The organism is Priestia sp. ABM2_011, from assembly GCF_056158845.1.
This window is the reverse complement of sequence record NZ_JBSWUB010000001.1, coordinates 2,226,121-2,242,928: the sequence shown is the minus strand read 5'-3', so window position 1 is coordinate 2,242,928 and position 16,808 is coordinate 2,226,121. Positions and strand designations below refer to the sequence as shown.

Annotated in this window: 20 protein-coding genes; 9 read left to right on the top strand and 11 right to left on the bottom strand. The window is 39.0% G+C overall.

The window, feature by feature from the left end; genetic code table 11:
• Window positions 1-18 precede the first annotated feature (18 nt).
• Window positions 19-375 carry a helix-turn-helix domain-containing protein gene (locus ACXAE4_RS12175; RefSeq protein ID WP_028414387.1) on the top strand — a complete coding sequence of 119 codons (357 nt, stop codon included), beginning with the start codon at window positions 19-21 and terminating at the stop codon, window positions 373-375.
• 23 nt (window positions 376-398) lie between these two features.
• Here the strand turns inward: ACXAE4_RS12175 and ACXAE4_RS12170 are convergent, their stop codons facing one another.
• The 3 genes from ACXAE4_RS12170 to ACXAE4_RS12160 form a co-directional block, all read right to left on the bottom strand.
• Entirely contained in the window at window positions 399-791 is a 393-nt protein-coding gene (locus tag ACXAE4_RS12170; RefSeq protein WP_028414388.1) for a hypothetical protein, read from the bottom strand.
• Between the two features lie 131 nt (window positions 792-922).
• Window positions 923-1,093 carry a hypothetical protein gene (locus ACXAE4_RS12165; RefSeq protein ID WP_013083852.1) on the bottom strand — a complete coding sequence of 57 codons (171 nt, stop codon included), beginning with the start codon at window positions 1,091-1,093 and terminating at the stop codon, window positions 923-925.
• A gap of 286 nt (window positions 1,094-1,379) precedes the next feature.
• Window positions 1,380-2,870 (bottom strand): MFS transporter, encoded by a 1,491-nt coding sequence (locus tag ACXAE4_RS12160; RefSeq protein ID WP_289578007.1) that lies wholly within the window; start codon window positions 2,868-2,870, stop codon window positions 1,380-1,382.
• A 295-nt stretch (window positions 2,871-3,165) separates the two neighbouring features.
• Between ACXAE4_RS12160 and ACXAE4_RS12155 the strand changes: the two genes are divergently transcribed.
• The 5 genes from ACXAE4_RS12155 to ACXAE4_RS12135 all read left to right on the top strand — a co-directional run bounded on the left by ACXAE4_RS12155 (window position 3,166) and on the right by ACXAE4_RS12135 (window position 7,162).
• Window positions 3,166-3,480: an ArsR/SmtB family transcription factor gene (locus ACXAE4_RS12155; RefSeq protein WP_013083854.1), complete on the top strand. Its 315-nt coding sequence runs from the start codon at window positions 3,166-3,168 to the stop codon at window positions 3,478-3,480.
• Between the two features lie 70 nt (window positions 3,481-3,550).
• Complete coding sequence (locus ACXAE4_RS12150; protein ID WP_028409192.1) at window positions 3,551-3,979, top strand: DMT family transporter; 429 nt, start codon at window positions 3,551-3,553, stop codon at window positions 3,977-3,979.
• Window positions 3,980-3,991: 12 nt separating this feature from the next.
• Window positions 3,992-4,444, top strand: coding sequence for a DMT family transporter (locus ACXAE4_RS12145; protein ID WP_228307320.1), 453 nt, complete (start codon window positions 3,992-3,994; stop codon window positions 4,442-4,444).
• Between the two features lie 238 nt (window positions 4,445-4,682).
• Window positions 4,683-5,138: a hypothetical protein gene (locus ACXAE4_RS12140; protein ID WP_028414391.1), complete on the top strand. Its 456-nt coding sequence runs from the start codon at window positions 4,683-4,685 to the stop codon at window positions 5,136-5,138.
• A gap of 401 nt (window positions 5,139-5,539) precedes the next feature.
• Window positions 5,540-7,162: an APC family permease gene (locus ACXAE4_RS12135; protein WP_028414392.1), complete on the top strand. Its 1,623-nt coding sequence runs from the start codon at window positions 5,540-5,542 to the stop codon at window positions 7,160-7,162.
• A gap of 30 nt (window positions 7,163-7,192) precedes the next feature.
• Here the strand turns inward: ACXAE4_RS12135 and ACXAE4_RS12130 are convergent, their stop codons facing one another.
• From ACXAE4_RS12130 to ACXAE4_RS12105, 6 genes are all read right to left on the bottom strand, one after another.
• Window positions 7,193-7,612, bottom strand: a complete 420-nt coding sequence (locus ACXAE4_RS12130; RefSeq protein ID WP_028414393.1) for an Rrf2 family transcriptional regulator — start codon at window positions 7,610-7,612, stop codon at window positions 7,193-7,195.
• 99 nt (window positions 7,613-7,711) lie between these two features.
• Window positions 7,712-8,356: a hypothetical protein gene (locus ACXAE4_RS12125; protein ID WP_047750525.1), complete on the bottom strand. Its 645-nt coding sequence runs from the start codon at window positions 8,354-8,356 to the stop codon at window positions 7,712-7,714.
• 190 nt (window positions 8,357-8,546) lie between these two features.
• On the bottom strand, window positions 8,547-8,912 hold the full coding sequence (locus ACXAE4_RS12120; RefSeq protein WP_025751140.1) for a hypothetical protein: 366 nt from the start codon (window positions 8,910-8,912) through the stop codon (window positions 8,547-8,549).
• Window positions 8,909-9,214, bottom strand: coding sequence for an antibiotic biosynthesis monooxygenase family protein (locus ACXAE4_RS12115; protein WP_013057785.1), 306 nt, complete (start codon window positions 9,212-9,214; stop codon window positions 8,909-8,911). The genes ACXAE4_RS12120 and ACXAE4_RS12115 overlap by 4 nt, the downstream gene beginning before the upstream one ends.
• A 163-nt stretch (window positions 9,215-9,377) precedes the next feature.
• A complete protein-coding gene (gene ystJ / locus ACXAE4_RS12110; RefSeq protein ID WP_014459372.1) occupies window positions 9,378-10,610 on the bottom strand; it encodes an NADP-dependent malic enzyme in 1,233 nt (410 codons plus the stop codon).
• 270 nt (window positions 10,611-10,880) lie between these two features.
• Entirely contained in the window at window positions 10,881-11,675 is a 795-nt protein-coding gene (locus tag ACXAE4_RS12105) for an AAC(3) family N-acetyltransferase (protein WP_289578009.1), read from the bottom strand.
• Window positions 11,676-11,992: 317 nt separating this feature from the next.
• On the opposite strand from ACXAE4_RS12105, the gene ACXAE4_RS12100 reads away from it, so the two are divergent.
• Both ACXAE4_RS12100 and ACXAE4_RS12095 read left to right on the top strand, forming a co-directional pair.
• Window positions 11,993-12,997, top strand: a complete 1,005-nt coding sequence (locus ACXAE4_RS12100) for a DUF3231 family protein (RefSeq protein WP_034270240.1) — start codon at window positions 11,993-11,995, stop codon at window positions 12,995-12,997.
• 231 nt (window positions 12,998-13,228) lie between these two features.
• Window positions 13,229-13,759: a GNAT family N-acetyltransferase gene (locus ACXAE4_RS12095; RefSeq protein ID WP_154973730.1), complete on the top strand. Its 531-nt coding sequence runs from the start codon at window positions 13,229-13,231 to the stop codon at window positions 13,757-13,759.
• A 41-nt stretch (window positions 13,760-13,800) separates the two neighbouring features.
• Here the strand turns inward: ACXAE4_RS12095 and ACXAE4_RS12090 are convergent, their stop codons facing one another.
• Window positions 13,801-14,550, bottom strand: a complete 750-nt coding sequence (locus tag ACXAE4_RS12090; RefSeq protein ID WP_274862551.1) for an SDR family NAD(P)-dependent oxidoreductase — start codon at window positions 14,548-14,550, stop codon at window positions 13,801-13,803.
• A 199-nt stretch (window positions 14,551-14,749) separates the two neighbouring features.
• Here ACXAE4_RS12090 and ACXAE4_RS12085 point away from each other — a divergent pair, with 199 nt between their 5' ends.
• Entirely contained in the window at window positions 14,750-15,016 is a 267-nt protein-coding gene (locus tag ACXAE4_RS12085) for a hypothetical protein (protein WP_033580575.1), read from the top strand.
• 49 nt (window positions 15,017-15,065) lie between these two features.
• Here ACXAE4_RS12085 and cysI read toward each other — a convergent pair whose 3' ends face one another.
• A complete protein-coding gene (cysI, locus tag ACXAE4_RS12080) occupies window positions 15,066-16,787 on the bottom strand; it encodes an assimilatory sulfite reductase (NADPH) hemoprotein subunit (RefSeq protein WP_028414400.1) in 1,722 nt (573 codons plus the stop codon).
• Between the last annotated feature and the right edge of the window lie 21 nt (window positions 16,788-16,808).

Below are 16,808 nucleotides of genomic sequence, written 5' to 3'. Positions count from 1 at the left end.
TACAAAGGAGCGTCATGAATGTTAAGCAGATTAGCTCAACTCAGGAAAGAAAAAAAATGGTCTCTTCAATATACAGCTGACCAGCTTGAAATTGCTAAAAGCACCTACGCAGGATACGAATCTGGCTATCGTCGTCCTTCTCTTGAAGCACTCGTTACAATCGCAGAACTATTTGATACATCAACAGACTACTTGCTAGGTAAGGAAAAGGAACCTCATTCTCCTTCAGATGCACCCATCGAATTAACATCGCCTCAGACTCATAGAATTACGGTCGACGGTGCGGAACTATCTCAAGAAGAAATTCAGCAGCTGACGGCCTTTATTCGTGCTAAAAGACAAATTGAAAAAGAAACTGCACCTTCTTCAATTTAAAGAAGATTAGAAGCAGGTTGCTTCTAATCTTCTAGCTGCATGTCTAAATAGGCTACTACTTCTTTTGTTATTTCCTCTTCTGTTTCTTCCATCAGCTCTCCGGTTATCTTGCTACCTGGGAGCTTCTTCGAAGAACGAATGCCCAAAAATGTGCGTACACAGTGCCAGATAGGAATAAAAAGACCATCTAAAAACTCATCTTTTTCTAAAATACCCACTTGAATAGTGGCGTGATAACCAGGGTGAAAAGGATTTTCCCCTTCACGGATCACATCTACAGAGATCTCCATCCCCTTTTTTTCAAAAGCTTCTTTATATTGTTCATATATGGATTTAAGAAGTTCTTGCATAGACCTTTCAACCTTATGTATATGCTTTTCTAACTGCGGCGTAAATTGTTTTGCGGTGTATTCCATCTATTTCCCCCTTCTTTCGGTTCCCTATCTATTATTTTATTGTATCATAAGAAAAGCGTTCGTCTGTCTAGCAGAAAACCCCGCTTTTTTGTAGAAAAGCGGGGTTCATACATACCTTTATTAGCAATAGCCTACATTGCTTTATCTTGTTTAGAAGATGATTTTAATTTTTTATTTTTAGTTGGATCTGGCTCATTAGAAGACATGATGATGTTTCCTTCGCCGTTGCACACTTTGCACTTTATCAATCCAAATTTCTTACCGGCTCCTTGGCATTGTGGACAAACATATCGAATTGGCATAAACTGTACCTTCCTTTTTTCTAATTTATACCTGCGCCTTGAAAGCGCCTGTGGTTAGTTTATAGTTTCATTATAAATTGTACAATCCACCCTATCAAGACGTGCCAAATTGCACATCTTTGATGGCAAGAAATTCTTCCTTTCTAAAATTCACCTAAAAAATGAGTCGATAGGCAGGAGAATTTCTATTGTTGTTAAAAGGCAATACGTCAGAGGAAGTTTCTTATTGGATATAATTAGCGAATCCTCGCGCTAAAAATTTTACTTTTTTTCGTGAATCTAAAGGCTAAACAACCGTTTTATCTCGAATTTCTTTTGAAATGGTTACGTCTTTCCAAAGCTGTTCGTATTTATAGCCCGTTAAACTTTCACAAACCGCTTTCGCTTCAGGAGTAACGGCGGTCGCCGGCCCCCCCTTTTTTCTTCTTTCAATTTCAGCTAATAAAATTTTGTGATTTTTCGGACTTATTTTAAACCATATGGTTGCTATAATTCCCATGAGAATTAAAATAGCAGGTACAATCATGAACAGCTTTTGTAAGCCGGCTAGCGTAGACGCTGACTGCTCGGCATTTGGTACATAGCCAATATTCTTTAAGGCAATACCAACAAGAAAAATCGCAAGCGCCTGAGACGATTTTCGAATAAATGACATCAGCCCTGCATACACGCCTTCTCGTCTTTTTGTCGTAATCATCTCATCTACATCTGATACAAATGGCAGTACATTCCATGGAATCATGATCGCTCCCGAATGACCGCTTCCTAAAAAAAATGCCGCTAAGTAAATAAGAACTAACGAGCTATCTGTTGTTAGGAAACTGAATAAAATAATGCCCGTTCCCCAAATGACCATGCTGAAGTTATAGGTTAATTTATTTCCTAACTTAATGGCTATGTACGTAACAAGAGGAATAAATAGCACTTGTGTAATTTGCACAAAGCTCAGGGTATCTGCATAGATCGCTTCGCGCAGCATGTAATAGGCAATAAAATAAAAGAAAAGAGCATTAAATACATCCATTGCAATGTAAGATGCTAAATACATGGCAAGGTACACGTTAAACGACTTGTTTTTAAATGCACTTCCAAAACTGATAAACAGCTGCTTAAATTCTAACCAAAATCCGTTTTTCTTTTTTCGTTCCACTACTTCTCCGCTATCCCATGTTCCCTTGTAGACAAAAATCCATGGAAGAGCAAAAAGAAGACCAAAGATAATGCCCATGATTAAATATCCTTGTCCACCTGGAAACGCATCAATGATTCGTTTCGGGAAAAAAGCACCTAAAAATGAAGCCCCTTGTGAAAAGACCATGCGTATTCCCGTCATTTTCGAACGAATACTATAATCTGTCGTCATTTCTGCTGCTAGCGTGTTGTAAGGAACCATCACCATACCAAACGCCGTGTTGAATAAAAGATAGGCTAAGATAAAATAGGAGTATTTAAACATATGTGAGCCTTCAATAGGAATCCACAGCATACTGAACGTGATGGCAACTGGAATGATTCCAAAAAGAAAAAAGACTCTTCTTCGTCCTTTTTTTGTCTGAAGATGATCAGATATGTACCCAATGGTTGGATCTAACAAAGCATCCCACACTTTTCCAAGAGCTACAATCGTTCCTGCTTCTACAGGAGAAAGCCCGGCTACATCCGTTAAAAAAACCATAAATAATGTGCCGATAATAAAAAAGGATCCTCCGCCAAACAAATCCCCAAATCCATACGCTACCATATTACGAAAGCGCACTTGTTTTGTTTTCCCTTGCATATGCAGCCCTCCCCCTGAGTAAATAGACTAGCTTCTTTTGTTATTCACTTTTTTCTATTTTACTAAACTATCCCTTAAAAAATAAGGGATATGTCATCTGTTCTACTCACAAAAATAAGATACTTTCTACTTATATAAATAGAAAAGCAGCTGGATAAAACGTTCTTCTTTATACCCTATTATAAGTTGACTTTTTGTTCACAGCTGTTATAATTCAACCCATTGCTAGTTATTTAGCTATAAAATGCAAACTTGAACATTTGACATCTGAGCTGTGACGAATAAAATAATAAGTATGAAACCTATTGATATCTTTAAAGCATTATCTAATGAAACTCGATTAAATATATTAGAGTGGTTAAAAGAACCTGAAAAGCATTTTAAAGACAAACAAGCACATTTGCCTAAGGAGGTCAGCAGCAGAGGCGGTGTTTGCGTGGGAGATATTCAAGAAAAAGCTCAGCTGTCTCAGTCAACAGTATCCAGCTATCTTTCCATGATGCAAAAAGCAGGTTTGTTAGAGTCAATTCGGCACGGTCAATGGACATACTATCGCCGAAACGAAGAGACGCTTCAAGAGCTTTCTTCATTCTTACGAAAAAAACTTTAACGAGTTTTTTTCACTCATTATATCTATTTTTCTAGATATACAAATATAAAGAAATATTGGAGTGATAAACGTGAAGTTGTTGGTTTATTTAGTTGCGGTTTTAGGCGGCGCTGCTTTAAGTATGGAAGGCGCCATTGCCGGAGAACTCGGAAAAACAGTTGGAAAACTTGAAAGCAGTTATTATATTTTTATCATGGGAACGCTCATTTTAGGTCTGACCACTTTATTTGCTGGAAAGGGAGATTTACCTTACGTCTTAAAAGCGCCTAAGTGGAATTTAACCGGTGGATTATTAGGTACGGTTTATTTAACGATTCTAGTGATTAGTATCCCCTTTATCGGAATTGGCGTTTCAATGGTTGCGGTTATTGTGGGCCAAATGATTACAAGCATGATCATTGAGCATTTTGGTTGGCTTGGCAGCAGCAAAATTAAAATTAACAAAGAACGCGTAATGGCTATTGTATGTATGGGAATTGCGCTTGTACTTATTTTCTAGGAGGGTTTTACAATGAGTTTATTGATGGTGATACTTACCTTAATAGGAGGATTAACGCTAAGCGCTCAGTCTTCTATTAACGGTACTTTAAGTAAAAAAACAGGTACGTTTGAAACAGCTTTTTTAACCTTTGCAACAGGTGCCATGATTTTAACGATTGTCGTGGTCTTCTTTGGACAAGGAAACATTCTCTCTGTTTTTGATGTCCCTAAATGGCAGCTTACTTGCGCTTTATTCGGAGCATCTTATTTGTTTCTAACCGTTTTAGCCGTTCCTAAAATTGGCGTAACAGCAGCTAATATTTCAACTGTTATCGGTCAGTTATTTGCAAGTATGATTATCGACCATTTTGGCTGGTTTGGAAGCAAAGAAGTACCCTTTGATCTATCCCGCTGGATTGGTGTAGCATTTATGTTATTAGCTCTTTATTTTATTTTTAAAGGCAATAAGAAACCAGCAGCATAAAATATTCATGAAAATAGCCAAGTGTCCCTATGTAAAGGCGCACTTGGCTATTTTTGTACGTAAACCGCGTTTGAATTTTCAATCAATTATTTAGAACATATTTTATTTAAACGAAATTGGTTTTTAATCAGGTGAATTTCACAAAAAACTGTGCATACCTTCATGCCTTTGTTCAAAAGATAAAGATGCAGATTTAGAAAATCAGCTACATAAACGAACAGGTAAGGTGGGTTTTTTCGTGGGAAAATTTTTGTTTTTAGCAGCATTTGTCTTTTTTTGTTTTACGCTTTCCATTTCCGCAGAAGAAAATATACCAGAAGAAAATATAGAATCACACGTAAGTCAGCCTGTTGTAAAAGATTTTATTTATCAATCTCTTGAACCTTGGGTACATCAAGATATTACTTCTCATTATGAGAAGGTGTACGGTAAACAGCATAAAAAAGTAAAAGTTCGCCCGATTAAAAAAGATGATATCGGAATACAAATGGGTGAAATACAGCCAGGTAAAGGCGGTAAGTTCACTCATATTGTGCGGGTAAAAATCTTAAACTTGAAAGTAAAACCTGAGGGAGAAGATGAATTCTTTGCAACGGATACGCTTATTTACAAAGTGAATATCAACGACCTTTCTGCTGAAAATGATGTAGAAAACGTCGTAAAATTACTCGAGTATAAACATCAAGAAAGATAAAGGCTCAAAAAGCCAATTCTTACCCCTTTTGAAGGTATTTATTCCGCTATTCAAAAGGGGCTTTATTATGAAGTGTGTTTTCTCTTCACAATTTTAGGGAATATAACTACCACTTATCCCCTAATTTTTTCATATTGCTAGTGCATAAGATACGAACTTGATAACTTTTTGTCGGTTTTTATCTATTTCTGTAGGGTTTCTTGTAGGATGAAAAAGAAAGTAAAGCGCTTTAATTGCTATGACAGAAAGGTTGAGGATAGCTGTCCTGCATAACTGGAAATCAATAGGTATTAAGAACTGCATGTAACGACAAAAGTTGACAGCTAAAGATTTCAGAATAATAATAATAAAGCAACAACGTTTAAACGAAAGACTTATTTTACATGAAAGGTGTTAGTCAGATGAACAATTTACATCGAAGAATGGGAACATTCGCGTTAACCATGACGGGACTTGGATCAATTATTGGTTCCGGCTGGTTATTTGGAGCGTGGCGAGCAGCTCAAATTGCAGGGCCGGCTGCTATTTTATCATGGGTCATTGGAATGGTCGTTATTTTATTTATTGCACTTTCTTACAGTGAATTAGGATCCATGTTTCCCGAAGCCGGCGGGATGGTCAAGTATACGCAGTACTCACACGGTTCGTTTATTGGTTTTATTGCTGCTTGGGCAAACTGGATTGCGATTGTATCCGTTATTCCAGTCGAAGCAGTAGCTTCTGTACAGTATATGAGTTCGTGGCCTTGGAAGTGGGCACAGTGGACAAGCCACCTCGTAGAAAAAGGAACGTTAACTGGCGAAGGATTAGCTATCGCTACTGTGCTATTGATTATTTACTTTTTACTGAATTATTGGACAGTTGGACTATTTTCCAAAGCCAACTCGTTAATTACTATTTTTAAAATTGTTATACCGGGACTTACAATCGGAGCACTTTTATTTGTAGGCTTTCACGGCGAGAACTTCACTTCTGGAAGCAGCATCGCACCAAACGGCTGGGCTAGCGTGCTTACAGCAGTTGCTACGTCTGGGATTGTGTTTGCTTTTAACGGTTTTCAAAGCCCTATTAATATGGCGGGAGAAGCAAAAAATCCGGGCCGTTCTATTCCGATTGCGGTAGTAGGCTCAATTTTAGTTGCTACAGTCATTTATTTGCTTCTACAAATTGCATTTATCGGGGCTGTAAATCCTTCTGATATTGCGAAGGGATGGAGTCATTTAAACTTTAACTCTCCGTTTGCAGATTTAGCCATTGCCCTTAACATTAACTGGCTTGTCATTGTCCTGTATGCAGATGCGTTTGTTTCACCATCTGGAACAGGTATTACGTATACAGCTACTACTGCTCGAATGATTTATGGTATGGAACAAAATAAATATTTGCCAAGTGTCCTAGGACGCCTTCATCCGATTTATGGTGTTCCGCGTCAAGCCATGTTTTTTAACTTAGCTGTTGCTCTTGTCTTTTTGTTTTTATTTCGGGGCTGGGGCGTGCTTGCTGAAATTATTTCAGTCGCTACGCTTATCTCTTACATTACAGGTCCTGTTACGGTTATGACGCTAAGACGAACTGGCAGCGATTTATATCGTCCCCTTCGTTTAAAGGGATTAAGCATCATTGCGCCGCTTGGTTTTATTTTTGCTTCTTTAACGCTATATTGGGCGCGCTGGCCGCTAACTGGACAAGTTTTGTTTATTATTTTAATCGGCCTTCCTATTTATTTTTATTATCAAGCAAAGGCTAAATGGAAAGGCTTTCGACAGAACTTCAAAGGCGGCGTATGGATGGTTGTATACTTACTTTGTATGATGACTATTTCATGGCTTGGAAGCGAAAAGTTTGGCGGTCTTAATGTTATTAAATATGGATGGGATATGGGGATTATTGTTGTTGTTTCTCTTCTCTTCTACACATGGGCTTTAAAAAGCGGCTTCAAAACAGAGTATTTAGAGAATGGAAGAAAAGTAAATGATGACTTAAAAGCAGCAGTGAATGAAACAGCAGCTTCCAAAGAGTCATAACAAAAGCACCTTGCATAAGCAAGGTGCTTCTTAGTGAGCAGTTCTAACTTTTTTCAGCACGTCTTCGATCGTAATTTGATCTAGATGCCTGATTACGCTTTGCTCACTTTCTGTAAAAATGTCGTCCATCACTGTTTGAATGTTTGATTTCACAATACAGTCAGCGTCAGGGTCGCCGCTGCACCAGTGAGGCTTCAACGTTCCTGTCGATATAACTCGGTAAATCAGCCCAAGACTTATTTCAGCAGGGCTGCAGCCTAAAGTATAACCGCCGCCTAGCCCTTCTTTTGTCCGAACCAAGTTGTTTTTTCTGAGTGTACTCATTGTTTTCCGAACCCGTGCAGGATTGGTACAGATATTATAAGCAATCGATTCACTGCTTGCTCGGTGATCTGGTAAATTTGCTAGGAACACTAAGCTGTGCACGGCAATGGTAAATTCACTGTTCATCTTCCATAAACCACCTTTTTTCTTTCTCTACTGTAACGTTAAGTGAGACAGTTCGAAAAGTCAAGAGAGCAAGGAGGGAAAGAAGAACTGTAGCTTTATTTATTCACGGTCTTCTTTTTCTATACTTTCTACTTCGTTAGCTGAGTTGATTTCAAGGTATACCGTCTTTTCTTTTAAACTGCCTTTTTCTTCTTTTTCAAAATCTGTGCTTTTTTGATACGTTTTTTTGCCGTTTGGAACTTTTACCGTTATATGTTTGTTACTTTCTTCTATAAAAATACCCACAACTTTACGTTCGTTTCCATCTTGTTCGTACACGCCATCTTTATCTGCTTTTGCTTTTGGAGTTAATTCAATACTAATTGCTTCTTGTGTAGCTGCGTCAATCTCAGCTTCTACTTCTTTATTAAGCATATCTTTTAGCTGTGAGCCTTCCACTTCCATCCCAGAGCTCTTTGGTACTTTAACAAGTTGATCATCAATATTCAGCGTCATTTCTTTTTCAGCGTCTTTTTTTAACGTACCGATCAAGTCAAAATCTTCTTCTTTCCCCTTTTTAATGTCTGGGTCGCTCGAATACTGCTGTAGCTTTGTCAATTCTTGACGATCTTCAATTGGTTTTTCCTCTGCTTTATGATTGTCTGATTTTGTCTTGTTAGCCGGTTCACCTGAACAGGCTGCCGCACTTCCAATCATACAGAGAGTGACTAAGGACAGGATTCCTTTTGTTAGCTGTTTTTGCATATGTATTCTCCTTTTTCTTTTTTATTTCCACCTTTATACATATGTAAAACAAAAAAGTGAAACATAACGACATCCAGGAAACCTACGCTCACCCTACCAATGAAAAAATCCGAACGGGTTGAATTCTTTATCAAGAATCAAACCCGTTCGGATTTTCTTTCAACTAAAACACTTTTGTCCTAGCTTCTTTTTAAAGCTGCTGTTGCTTCAATATATGATTTGCTTCTTCTAAATAAGTGACATACGCCTGTACTTGTTTATCACCGTAATTATCTAGTTCAAACAGCGCTTCTTGTATAAAATTAAAATTATCAATAATATGCTGTGTTTTCATGCCTCGGCTTGTGAGTAAATTGTTTAACCATAAGGCATAGTCCGTAAAAATTTGCAGATTGTCTAACTTATATGTTGTCTCAAGATACTTCATATGATAATGATTATCTTCATGGCATCTTTCTTTGCCGCGCTCTCCGAATTTTTCGAGCAAAGAAGGTTCTAACTCGTAGATTTTCTCCGTTACTCTTTCGACGATCTTATTAACGGGAAGTGAACTCATCGTGCCACCACTTTGTACTGAGAAACTTTTGGGATGACGGCTGCCAGTTCTTGATCAGGGTACTTTTTCTCTAAATCATGAATACGCTTGAAATCTTCGCTTCGTACCCAGCTTAAATAATTCTCTTTCGTATCAAATGTAAGCTGAACGGTGAGCTCCCCTGCTCGCTTATCGTTTTGAAGAAGTAGAAAGTCTACAAATCCTGGAGCCTCGTCGACTGATTTTGAACGATTTTTATAAATTCCAATCACTTCTTCAGCTTTTTCATCCGGTACATTAAATGTTGAAAATACGGTGTACATCTTGGTTCCTCCCTTTATGATACAAAACCTGGGTTCTTTTCTCTTTATTGTACATCATATAGGAGATGAAATGGTGTTACGTTTAGATTTCACTGGGGTTACAGCAGGTCTTTAACCTAAAAGCCCTTTGAAACAGCGTTTCAAAGGGCTTTTTTATCCGTTATTAGTTTTCGATTTTTGTTAATTGTTCTGTATGTGTTTTTACACGTGCTGGATCAATTGTAATACGGGCAACGCCTGAATCCATTGCTGCTTTTGCTACAGACTCTGCTACAGCTGGCGCTACGCGAGGATCAAATGGTCCAGGGATCACGTAATCTGCGTTTAGCTCTTCTTCTGTAATAAGGGCTGCAATTGCTTCAACAGCAGCTTTTTTCATTTCTTCGTTAATATGAGTAGCGCGAACGTCTAACGCACCGCGGAAAATTCCAGGGAATGCAAGAACGTTATTTACTTGGTTAGGGAAGTCTGAACGACCTGTTCCAATAACAGCCGCTCCTGCTTCTTTTGCAGCGTCTGGCTTGATTTCGGGATTAGGATTTGCCATCGCAAAGATAATTGCATCTTCATTCATTGATTTAACCATCTCTTGAGATAATGCATCTGCTGCAGATACGCCGATAAATACATCTGCGCCTTTAATTACATCGCTTAGCGTACCGCTTTCTTTGTTTACGTTTGTGTAAGAAGCAACTTCAGCTTTCACTTTGTTCATACCTTGAGGGCGGCCTTCATAAATAGCACCTCTCGTATCACACATGATCATGTCACGTACGCCGTAAGAATAAAGAAGCTTTGTAATGGCAATGCCGGCAGCTCCTGCTCCGTTTAAGACGATTTTTAAGTCTTCCATTGATTTGTTTACAATTTTTAATGCATTTACAAGTCCTGCTACCGTTACGATTGCTGTACCGTGCTGATCATCATGGAATACAGGAATATCTACTTCTTTTTTCAAGCGCTCTTCAATTTCAAAGCACTGTGGAGCTGCAATATCTTCTAAGTTAATGCCTCCGAATGTGTGAGCCATTAATTTCACAGTTTCAACAATTTTATCTGTATCTGTTGTATCAAGTGCAATTGGGAATGCGTCTACGCCTGCAAAACTTTTAAATAAAATTGCTTTTCCTTCCATAACAGGAAGTGAAGCTGCAGGTCCGATGTTTCCAAGGCCAAGGACAGCCGTACCATTTGTCACAACGCCGACCATGTTTCCTTTCATTGTGTAATCATACACCGTTTCTGGATGTTCATGAATTTCTTTACAAGGTTCTGCTACTCCCGGAGAGTAAGCTAAGCTTAAATCTTGAGCGTTTTGAACTTCAACTTTTGATTTAACTTCTAACTTACCTTGTTTTTCTTGATGCATATGTAGTGCTTGATCACGTAGTGACATAATTGTATTCTCTCCTTTTTTTCTATACATTTAAATTTTTTAATGAATTTATTTAACACTTGCTTTTTATCTCCATAATTGTAAGACAACCTGACTGAATAAATTCACAGACAAGTGCCATTATGAAACAAGAAACATAAAAAGTAAACTATCTTGCTTAAACCACTGCTGCGCTTTGTTAATATAAAGTCTAGACGTGTCAGCAACTCTTGTTTGTCTCACTTCAAGTTGTCTGATATACAGACAACTTAGAAAACATACAACCGCTCACTATAGCGCTTTCAAATACGTTTCAGCAAAATCGACGGCTTTAGGCATTGAAAAGAAGTATGCACGTGCTGAACCAATTTTTTCAGCTTTTATTCCTTTTGCTTCAATAAACGCTTCACCTATCTCTTCAAACAGCCCTTCTCGAAACTCTAATTCTTTATACGTCTTCCATACTCGCTTTCCTGAATCTATAACTGGAGATCCTTTTTGAATCACGTTTCGATATGGAATCCGATATTCTGCTAGATGAAAAGAAGTATTATTCCCAAACCCGACACCTAATAATAAAACAAAGGCATGTTTTTTGTAAAGCCTTTCAAGAGGAGAATTTTCGCCTAAACTAAATTCAAGGGAATGATCTCTTAAGATGTCTTCGCTGTCCTTTCCCCAAGCGGCGAATGAATACATTGGATGGCTGCTTCTTCTTACGCCAGGATATGTTCGAAAAGTTTCCACGATTTGTCCCATCCCGCTTGTTGGGGTGTGGGCTGAATCATATGCAGGCATCGTTTCCCGAATAGTTTCCCACCACTCTTTTGGCACAGCGGGATTGCCCCATTCTGATGGATCCGAAAGATCGACCGACTGTGACGGCATAACGATCGTTCCTTCCTCTGTCACTGTCTCCATTAAAGCTTGAACAACGGCTACTGAACCTCCGTTTACCCACCCTAATGAAGATAGCGAAGAATGAACCATGATAGTCATCCCTTGTGTGATGCCTAACCTGCGTAAATCTTCTTTTAACGTCTCTTTCGTTCTAGGATGATCTGTTGCTTGGACAATGTGCTTCATCGTAAGCTCCTTACTTATAGTGCTGCTAGAATGTGTTGCTGAACTCTAGCAATATATGTAAAACTTATGTTTCCATAATAGTAAGAATAACACCAATTGTCAAATTATTTAAAGTAATAGAAAAACTTAGTTTTATTCATATCAGTTATCATACAACTGACTTGTTGGTAAGTTTTATTTCCTTCAACTATCTTACTATAATAACAGCTACTGAGGTCTTTCAATAAATTAAAAAGAAGAATATTCCTATAAATAAAAGAAATACTAAGGAAGCTATACATATTTACTTATCACTATTTTCAGGAGGAATGTGTACAATGAGCACATCAAAACTTCCGCCGCTCACGTCCTCGGAGCTCGCTAACTTATGGATGACTTATCAAGAAAAAACGATGATTTCGAGGTTTTTAGAATATTGTCTTGAAGGTAAAGAAGATCATAAAGAGCTTTTTGAGCTGTATTATAGCCGCTCATTAAATATTACAGAGCAAATCAAAGAAATTTTAGAGAACGAAGGTGCGGTTATTCCTTTAGGATTTACTAAACATGATGTAAACCTAGGAGTGCCGAAACTGTTCGACTCCATGTTTGAAATCATGTACGTACGCTTAATGTCTCAGATTGAAACAGGCCTATTTGCTTTGCATTCAACGATGTCCTACCGGGAAGATATACGGAGTTTTTTTGTAAATGCAACATCAGAATCGCAGAACATATACAATCAATCCACTCAGATATTATTAGAAACCGGCGTCATTGCAAAGCCTCCTTACGTTTCGATGCCAAAAGAAGTTCGGTTTGTCCACGAACAAAATTATATCGGAGGGCTAAGCTGGCTTAGCGAAAAAAGATCTCTTAATACAATTGAAGTGTCGCTTATTCAACATGCCGTTGATACAAACCTTGTCGGAATGCAGCTGATGATTGGCTTTGCTCAAGCAGCTGGCAACAAAGAGGCGCAGCAGCATTTTGTCAGCGGGATGAAGCTATCAAAAAAAATTGAAACAGAACTCGGAGATATTTTACGTCATAGCTATATAGAGCCTCCTGCTACCCATGCCGGAAAAGCAACAAGCTCAACTGTTTCTCCTTTTTCAGATAAATTAATGATGTACAACACCAGTCTTCTAAGCACCTTTGGCCTAGGAAGCAATGCTTTAGGGGGTGCTTTTAGCTTAAGAAGTGATTTGCCGCTCAAAATGCTGCAGCTGGCTAAAGACATTTACTTTTTTGCAAAAGAAGGTGGGAAAATTATGATTCAAAACGGATGGCTTGAAGAGCCTCCTCAAATTGAAGATCGCAATCAGTTAACGAAAAAATAGGTTCTTGCAAATGGGAAAGCTAGCTGCTAAACGTGCAGCTAGTCCTATTTGTTTTTTTAGTATACTGTTTTTAGTGCTAGTACGTAACAAATGTTTGCGTTATTTAGAAGCTGTTCCTATGTTTTTCTTAGTCGTTTAGCTCATATTTCTACTTAATTTATAACAGAAAAATAAAAGGTATTTTCTCTGAGCTGACGAAATCTTTCTATATAAAATAGAAAGGAGAAACGTATGTTTCCTATTCTTCGTACACCTCGCACTACACTGCGTGAAATAACAGAAGCGGATGCAGATACTATTTTCGACTGCTTCTCTCAGGAAGAAGTTATCAAATATTACGGGCAAGAAAAATTCACAACTTTCCAAGAAGCTTTGGTGCTGATTGATATTTTTGCTGAAAACTACAGAAATCAAAAAGGTTTGCGCTGGGGAATCGAACGGCTCGATACGGGGGAACTAATCGGGACAGTTGGATTGAATCAGTGGAACCAAAAGCATAAGCGCGCGGAAATTGGCTATGAGCTACACCCTCAGCACTGGAGTCACGGCTATGCTTCGGAAGCTGCTTCGGCTGTTATGGCTTATGGATTTGATACCCTTCAGCTAGTGCGAATTGGAGCTGTTGTGTTTCTTGAAAACAAGGCATCTCAGCATGTGCTTGAAAAGCTCGGGTTTCAGCAAGAAGGAGTGTTAAAAAACTATATGTATCAAAACGGAAAAGCTTACGATACGCTTGTTTATAGCTCCCTGCCTCCTACATAATAAAAAAAGGATTCTTTTTAAGAAAAGAATCCTTTTTCGTTTTATTTAAACGCCGCATACCCATCATCAGCCATTATGACACTGCCGTTTACAGCTCCCGCTTCTTCTAAGGACAGCAAATAAACCATATCTGCAATTTGTTTTGGATTAGTGAGCTCTCTGCTCATTGTTTTCGCTTTCATTCCTTCAATCATACCGTTGTCTTTATAGCCTTGAATAATAGGCGTATCAACAAATCCTGGCGCAACGGCGACGACGCGAATACCGTATTTAGCGAGATCTAGCGCAGCTGATTTTGTCATCATCACAACAGCTCCTTTTGTTGCATGATAAGCATACGTTCCGGGTGAGGCTAAGAAGCTAAAAATAGAGGCCGTATTGATAATGACGCCTTTAATACCTAACTCTCTCATTTTCCTGCCTGCTGCCATAATCCCATATGTAACGCCGTGCTGATTCACATTAATAATACGGTGATATTCTTCTAAGTCTTGATCTAAAATAGATGTAGGACGTCCAATCCCTGCATTGTTAAACATCACATCAATTCGTCCAAATGTGTTCACCGTTTTCTCAATCAGTGCTTCCACTTCTTCAAACTTGGTGACGTCCGTTTGCACAAATAAAGCGTGGCCTCCAGCTTCTTCAATTTTTTGAAGAGTCTCTTTTCCTTTTCCTTCATCATAATCAGCAATGATCACTGCGTCTCCTTTTTGCGCGAACTTTAAGGCAGTTTCTTTGCCAATCCCGCTTGCTCCCCCTGTAATAACCGCTACTCGTTTTTGCTGCATGTTTCTCCCTCCTTGATAAAAATTCCTTTCTTTTACATTATAGCATTCTTTTTTTCTACCAGCCGTTTCTATTCATCACCTCATTGCTATGAAATTGGTTAAGTTAGGCATATCCAAACGCCTTTTTTACTAAAAATCAGCGTGTGTACAAGCAGTCTGTGATTTTTTGCATTTACTATAGGGTAAGGAGGTGATGGCTATGCATGAACACACAGGTAATGTATCTATTCCGCGTCCTCCGGATGTGGTGACAATTCTGTGGGAGCGAAATCCTTTGGATAGACAAGCTCCTCGTACCATCGTAGAAGCAACGGTAATTGGCCGCGCAAATCCTTGCGGACGTTTGTTAGCTCAAGGTCAGCGCTACCGCACTGCAGCTCATTGTTTACTTGACAACGGCTTTGAACAAATTACTGCTGAAAGATTAGGGGTATTTGGAGTAGCTGTATTTGTTAGAGAATACTAAAATAGAAAAAGGGACTTTTCTGTAAGTTAGAAAAGTCCCTTCATACGTATTATGCGTGGAAATTCGTGCCGTCTGTTACAGCTTCGATTACACCAGCGCGGATGACAAAGTCACCAAAGTGCTCGCCTTCTTCTCTTTCTTTTGCATAGCGAGGAAGTAAGACGCGCAGTTCATTTAAAATTTCTTCTTCACTGATATTTTCACGGTACATTTTGCTTAAGCGGCTGCCGTCAAATGCTGCTCCAAGATACATATTGTATTTGCCCGGTGCTTTACCGATAAAAGCAATTTCACCTAAAGCAGGACGCGCACAGCCGTTAGGACAGCCCGTCATACGAATCGTGATTTCTTTATCGCGAAGGCCGTTTTCATCTACAATTGCTTCAATCTTCTCAACAAGAACTGGAAGATAACGCTCAGCTTCTGCCATCGCAAGCCCGCAAGTCGGAAGCGATACGCAAGCTAATGAGCTGCGGCGAAGAGCCGAATAATGCTTGCCGTCTGTTAATCCATACTGTTCAATCAAGTCACTAATTTGCTTTTTCTTTTGAGTGGATACGTTCGCGATAATTAAATTTTGATTGGCCGTTAAACGGAAATCACCGCTATGAACTTTTGCAATTTCACGAAGACCCGTCATAAGCTTATAGTCTTCAAAGTCAGCAATACGTCCACCTTGAACAAAAAGAGTAAAGTGCCATTTTCCTTTCACACCTTTTTCCCAGCCGTAGCGGTCTCCGTTATGATCAAAGTGATAAGATTTTGCTTCGTCTAAGCTCCAGCCCAGACGGTTTTCAAGCTCTTCTTTTACCGTTTCTAATCCAAGACGATCAACCGTGTATTTAAAACGCGCGTTTTTACGCACAGAGCGGTTTCCGTAATCACGTTGAATCGTAATAACTTTTTCCGCTACTTCTAGAATTTGGTCAGGTCGGCAGAAGCCAATCACTTTTGCAAGCTGAGGGTAAGTTGTTTTATCCCCGTGCGTCATACCCATACCGCCGCCGATTGCTACGTTAAATCCAACAAGCTTCTCGTCTTCTAAAATGGCAATAAAACCAAGGTCTTGTGAATACACGTCAATATCGTTAGAAGGTGGCACAGCTACGCCAATTTTGAACTTTCTTGGCAAATAGAGCGGACCATACATTGGTTCCACTTCTTCTTCCACTTCCGGTGTGCTAATTACTTTCTCTTCATCTAGCCAAAGTTCGTGGTACGCTCTTGTACGAGGCAATAAATAATCACTTAATTTTTTTGACCATTCGAATACTTCAGCGTGCACTTCTGACTGATATGGATTCGGATTGCACATTACGTTACGGTTTACATCTCCGCAAGCTGCAATTGTGTCTAATAAAGAAGCATGAATTTCTTGAATCGTTTTCTTCATGTTCCACTTTAAAATTCCGTGCATTTGGAACGCCTGACGAGTTGTCAGCTTTAACGTTCCATTTCCGTATTTTTGTGCTAAATCATCCATCACTAGCCACTGTTCTGGTGTTGAAACACCGCCTGGCGTACGAACGCGAAGCATGAATTGGTAAGCTGGCTCTAGCTTTTGTTTTTGACGTTCATTACGAAGATCTCGATCATCTTGTAAGTAGCTTCCGTGGAACTTCATCAAACGATTATCGTCTTCAGAAATACCTGAGCTGATGCGGTCTAGCATTGTTTCTCCTAATGTACCGCGTAAATAATTACTTTCATCTTTTATGCGCTCAACGTCACTTGGAGGACCTTCGGGCGCTTTTAAAATTTTGTTTACCATGTTGAAAATCTCCTTTCAATC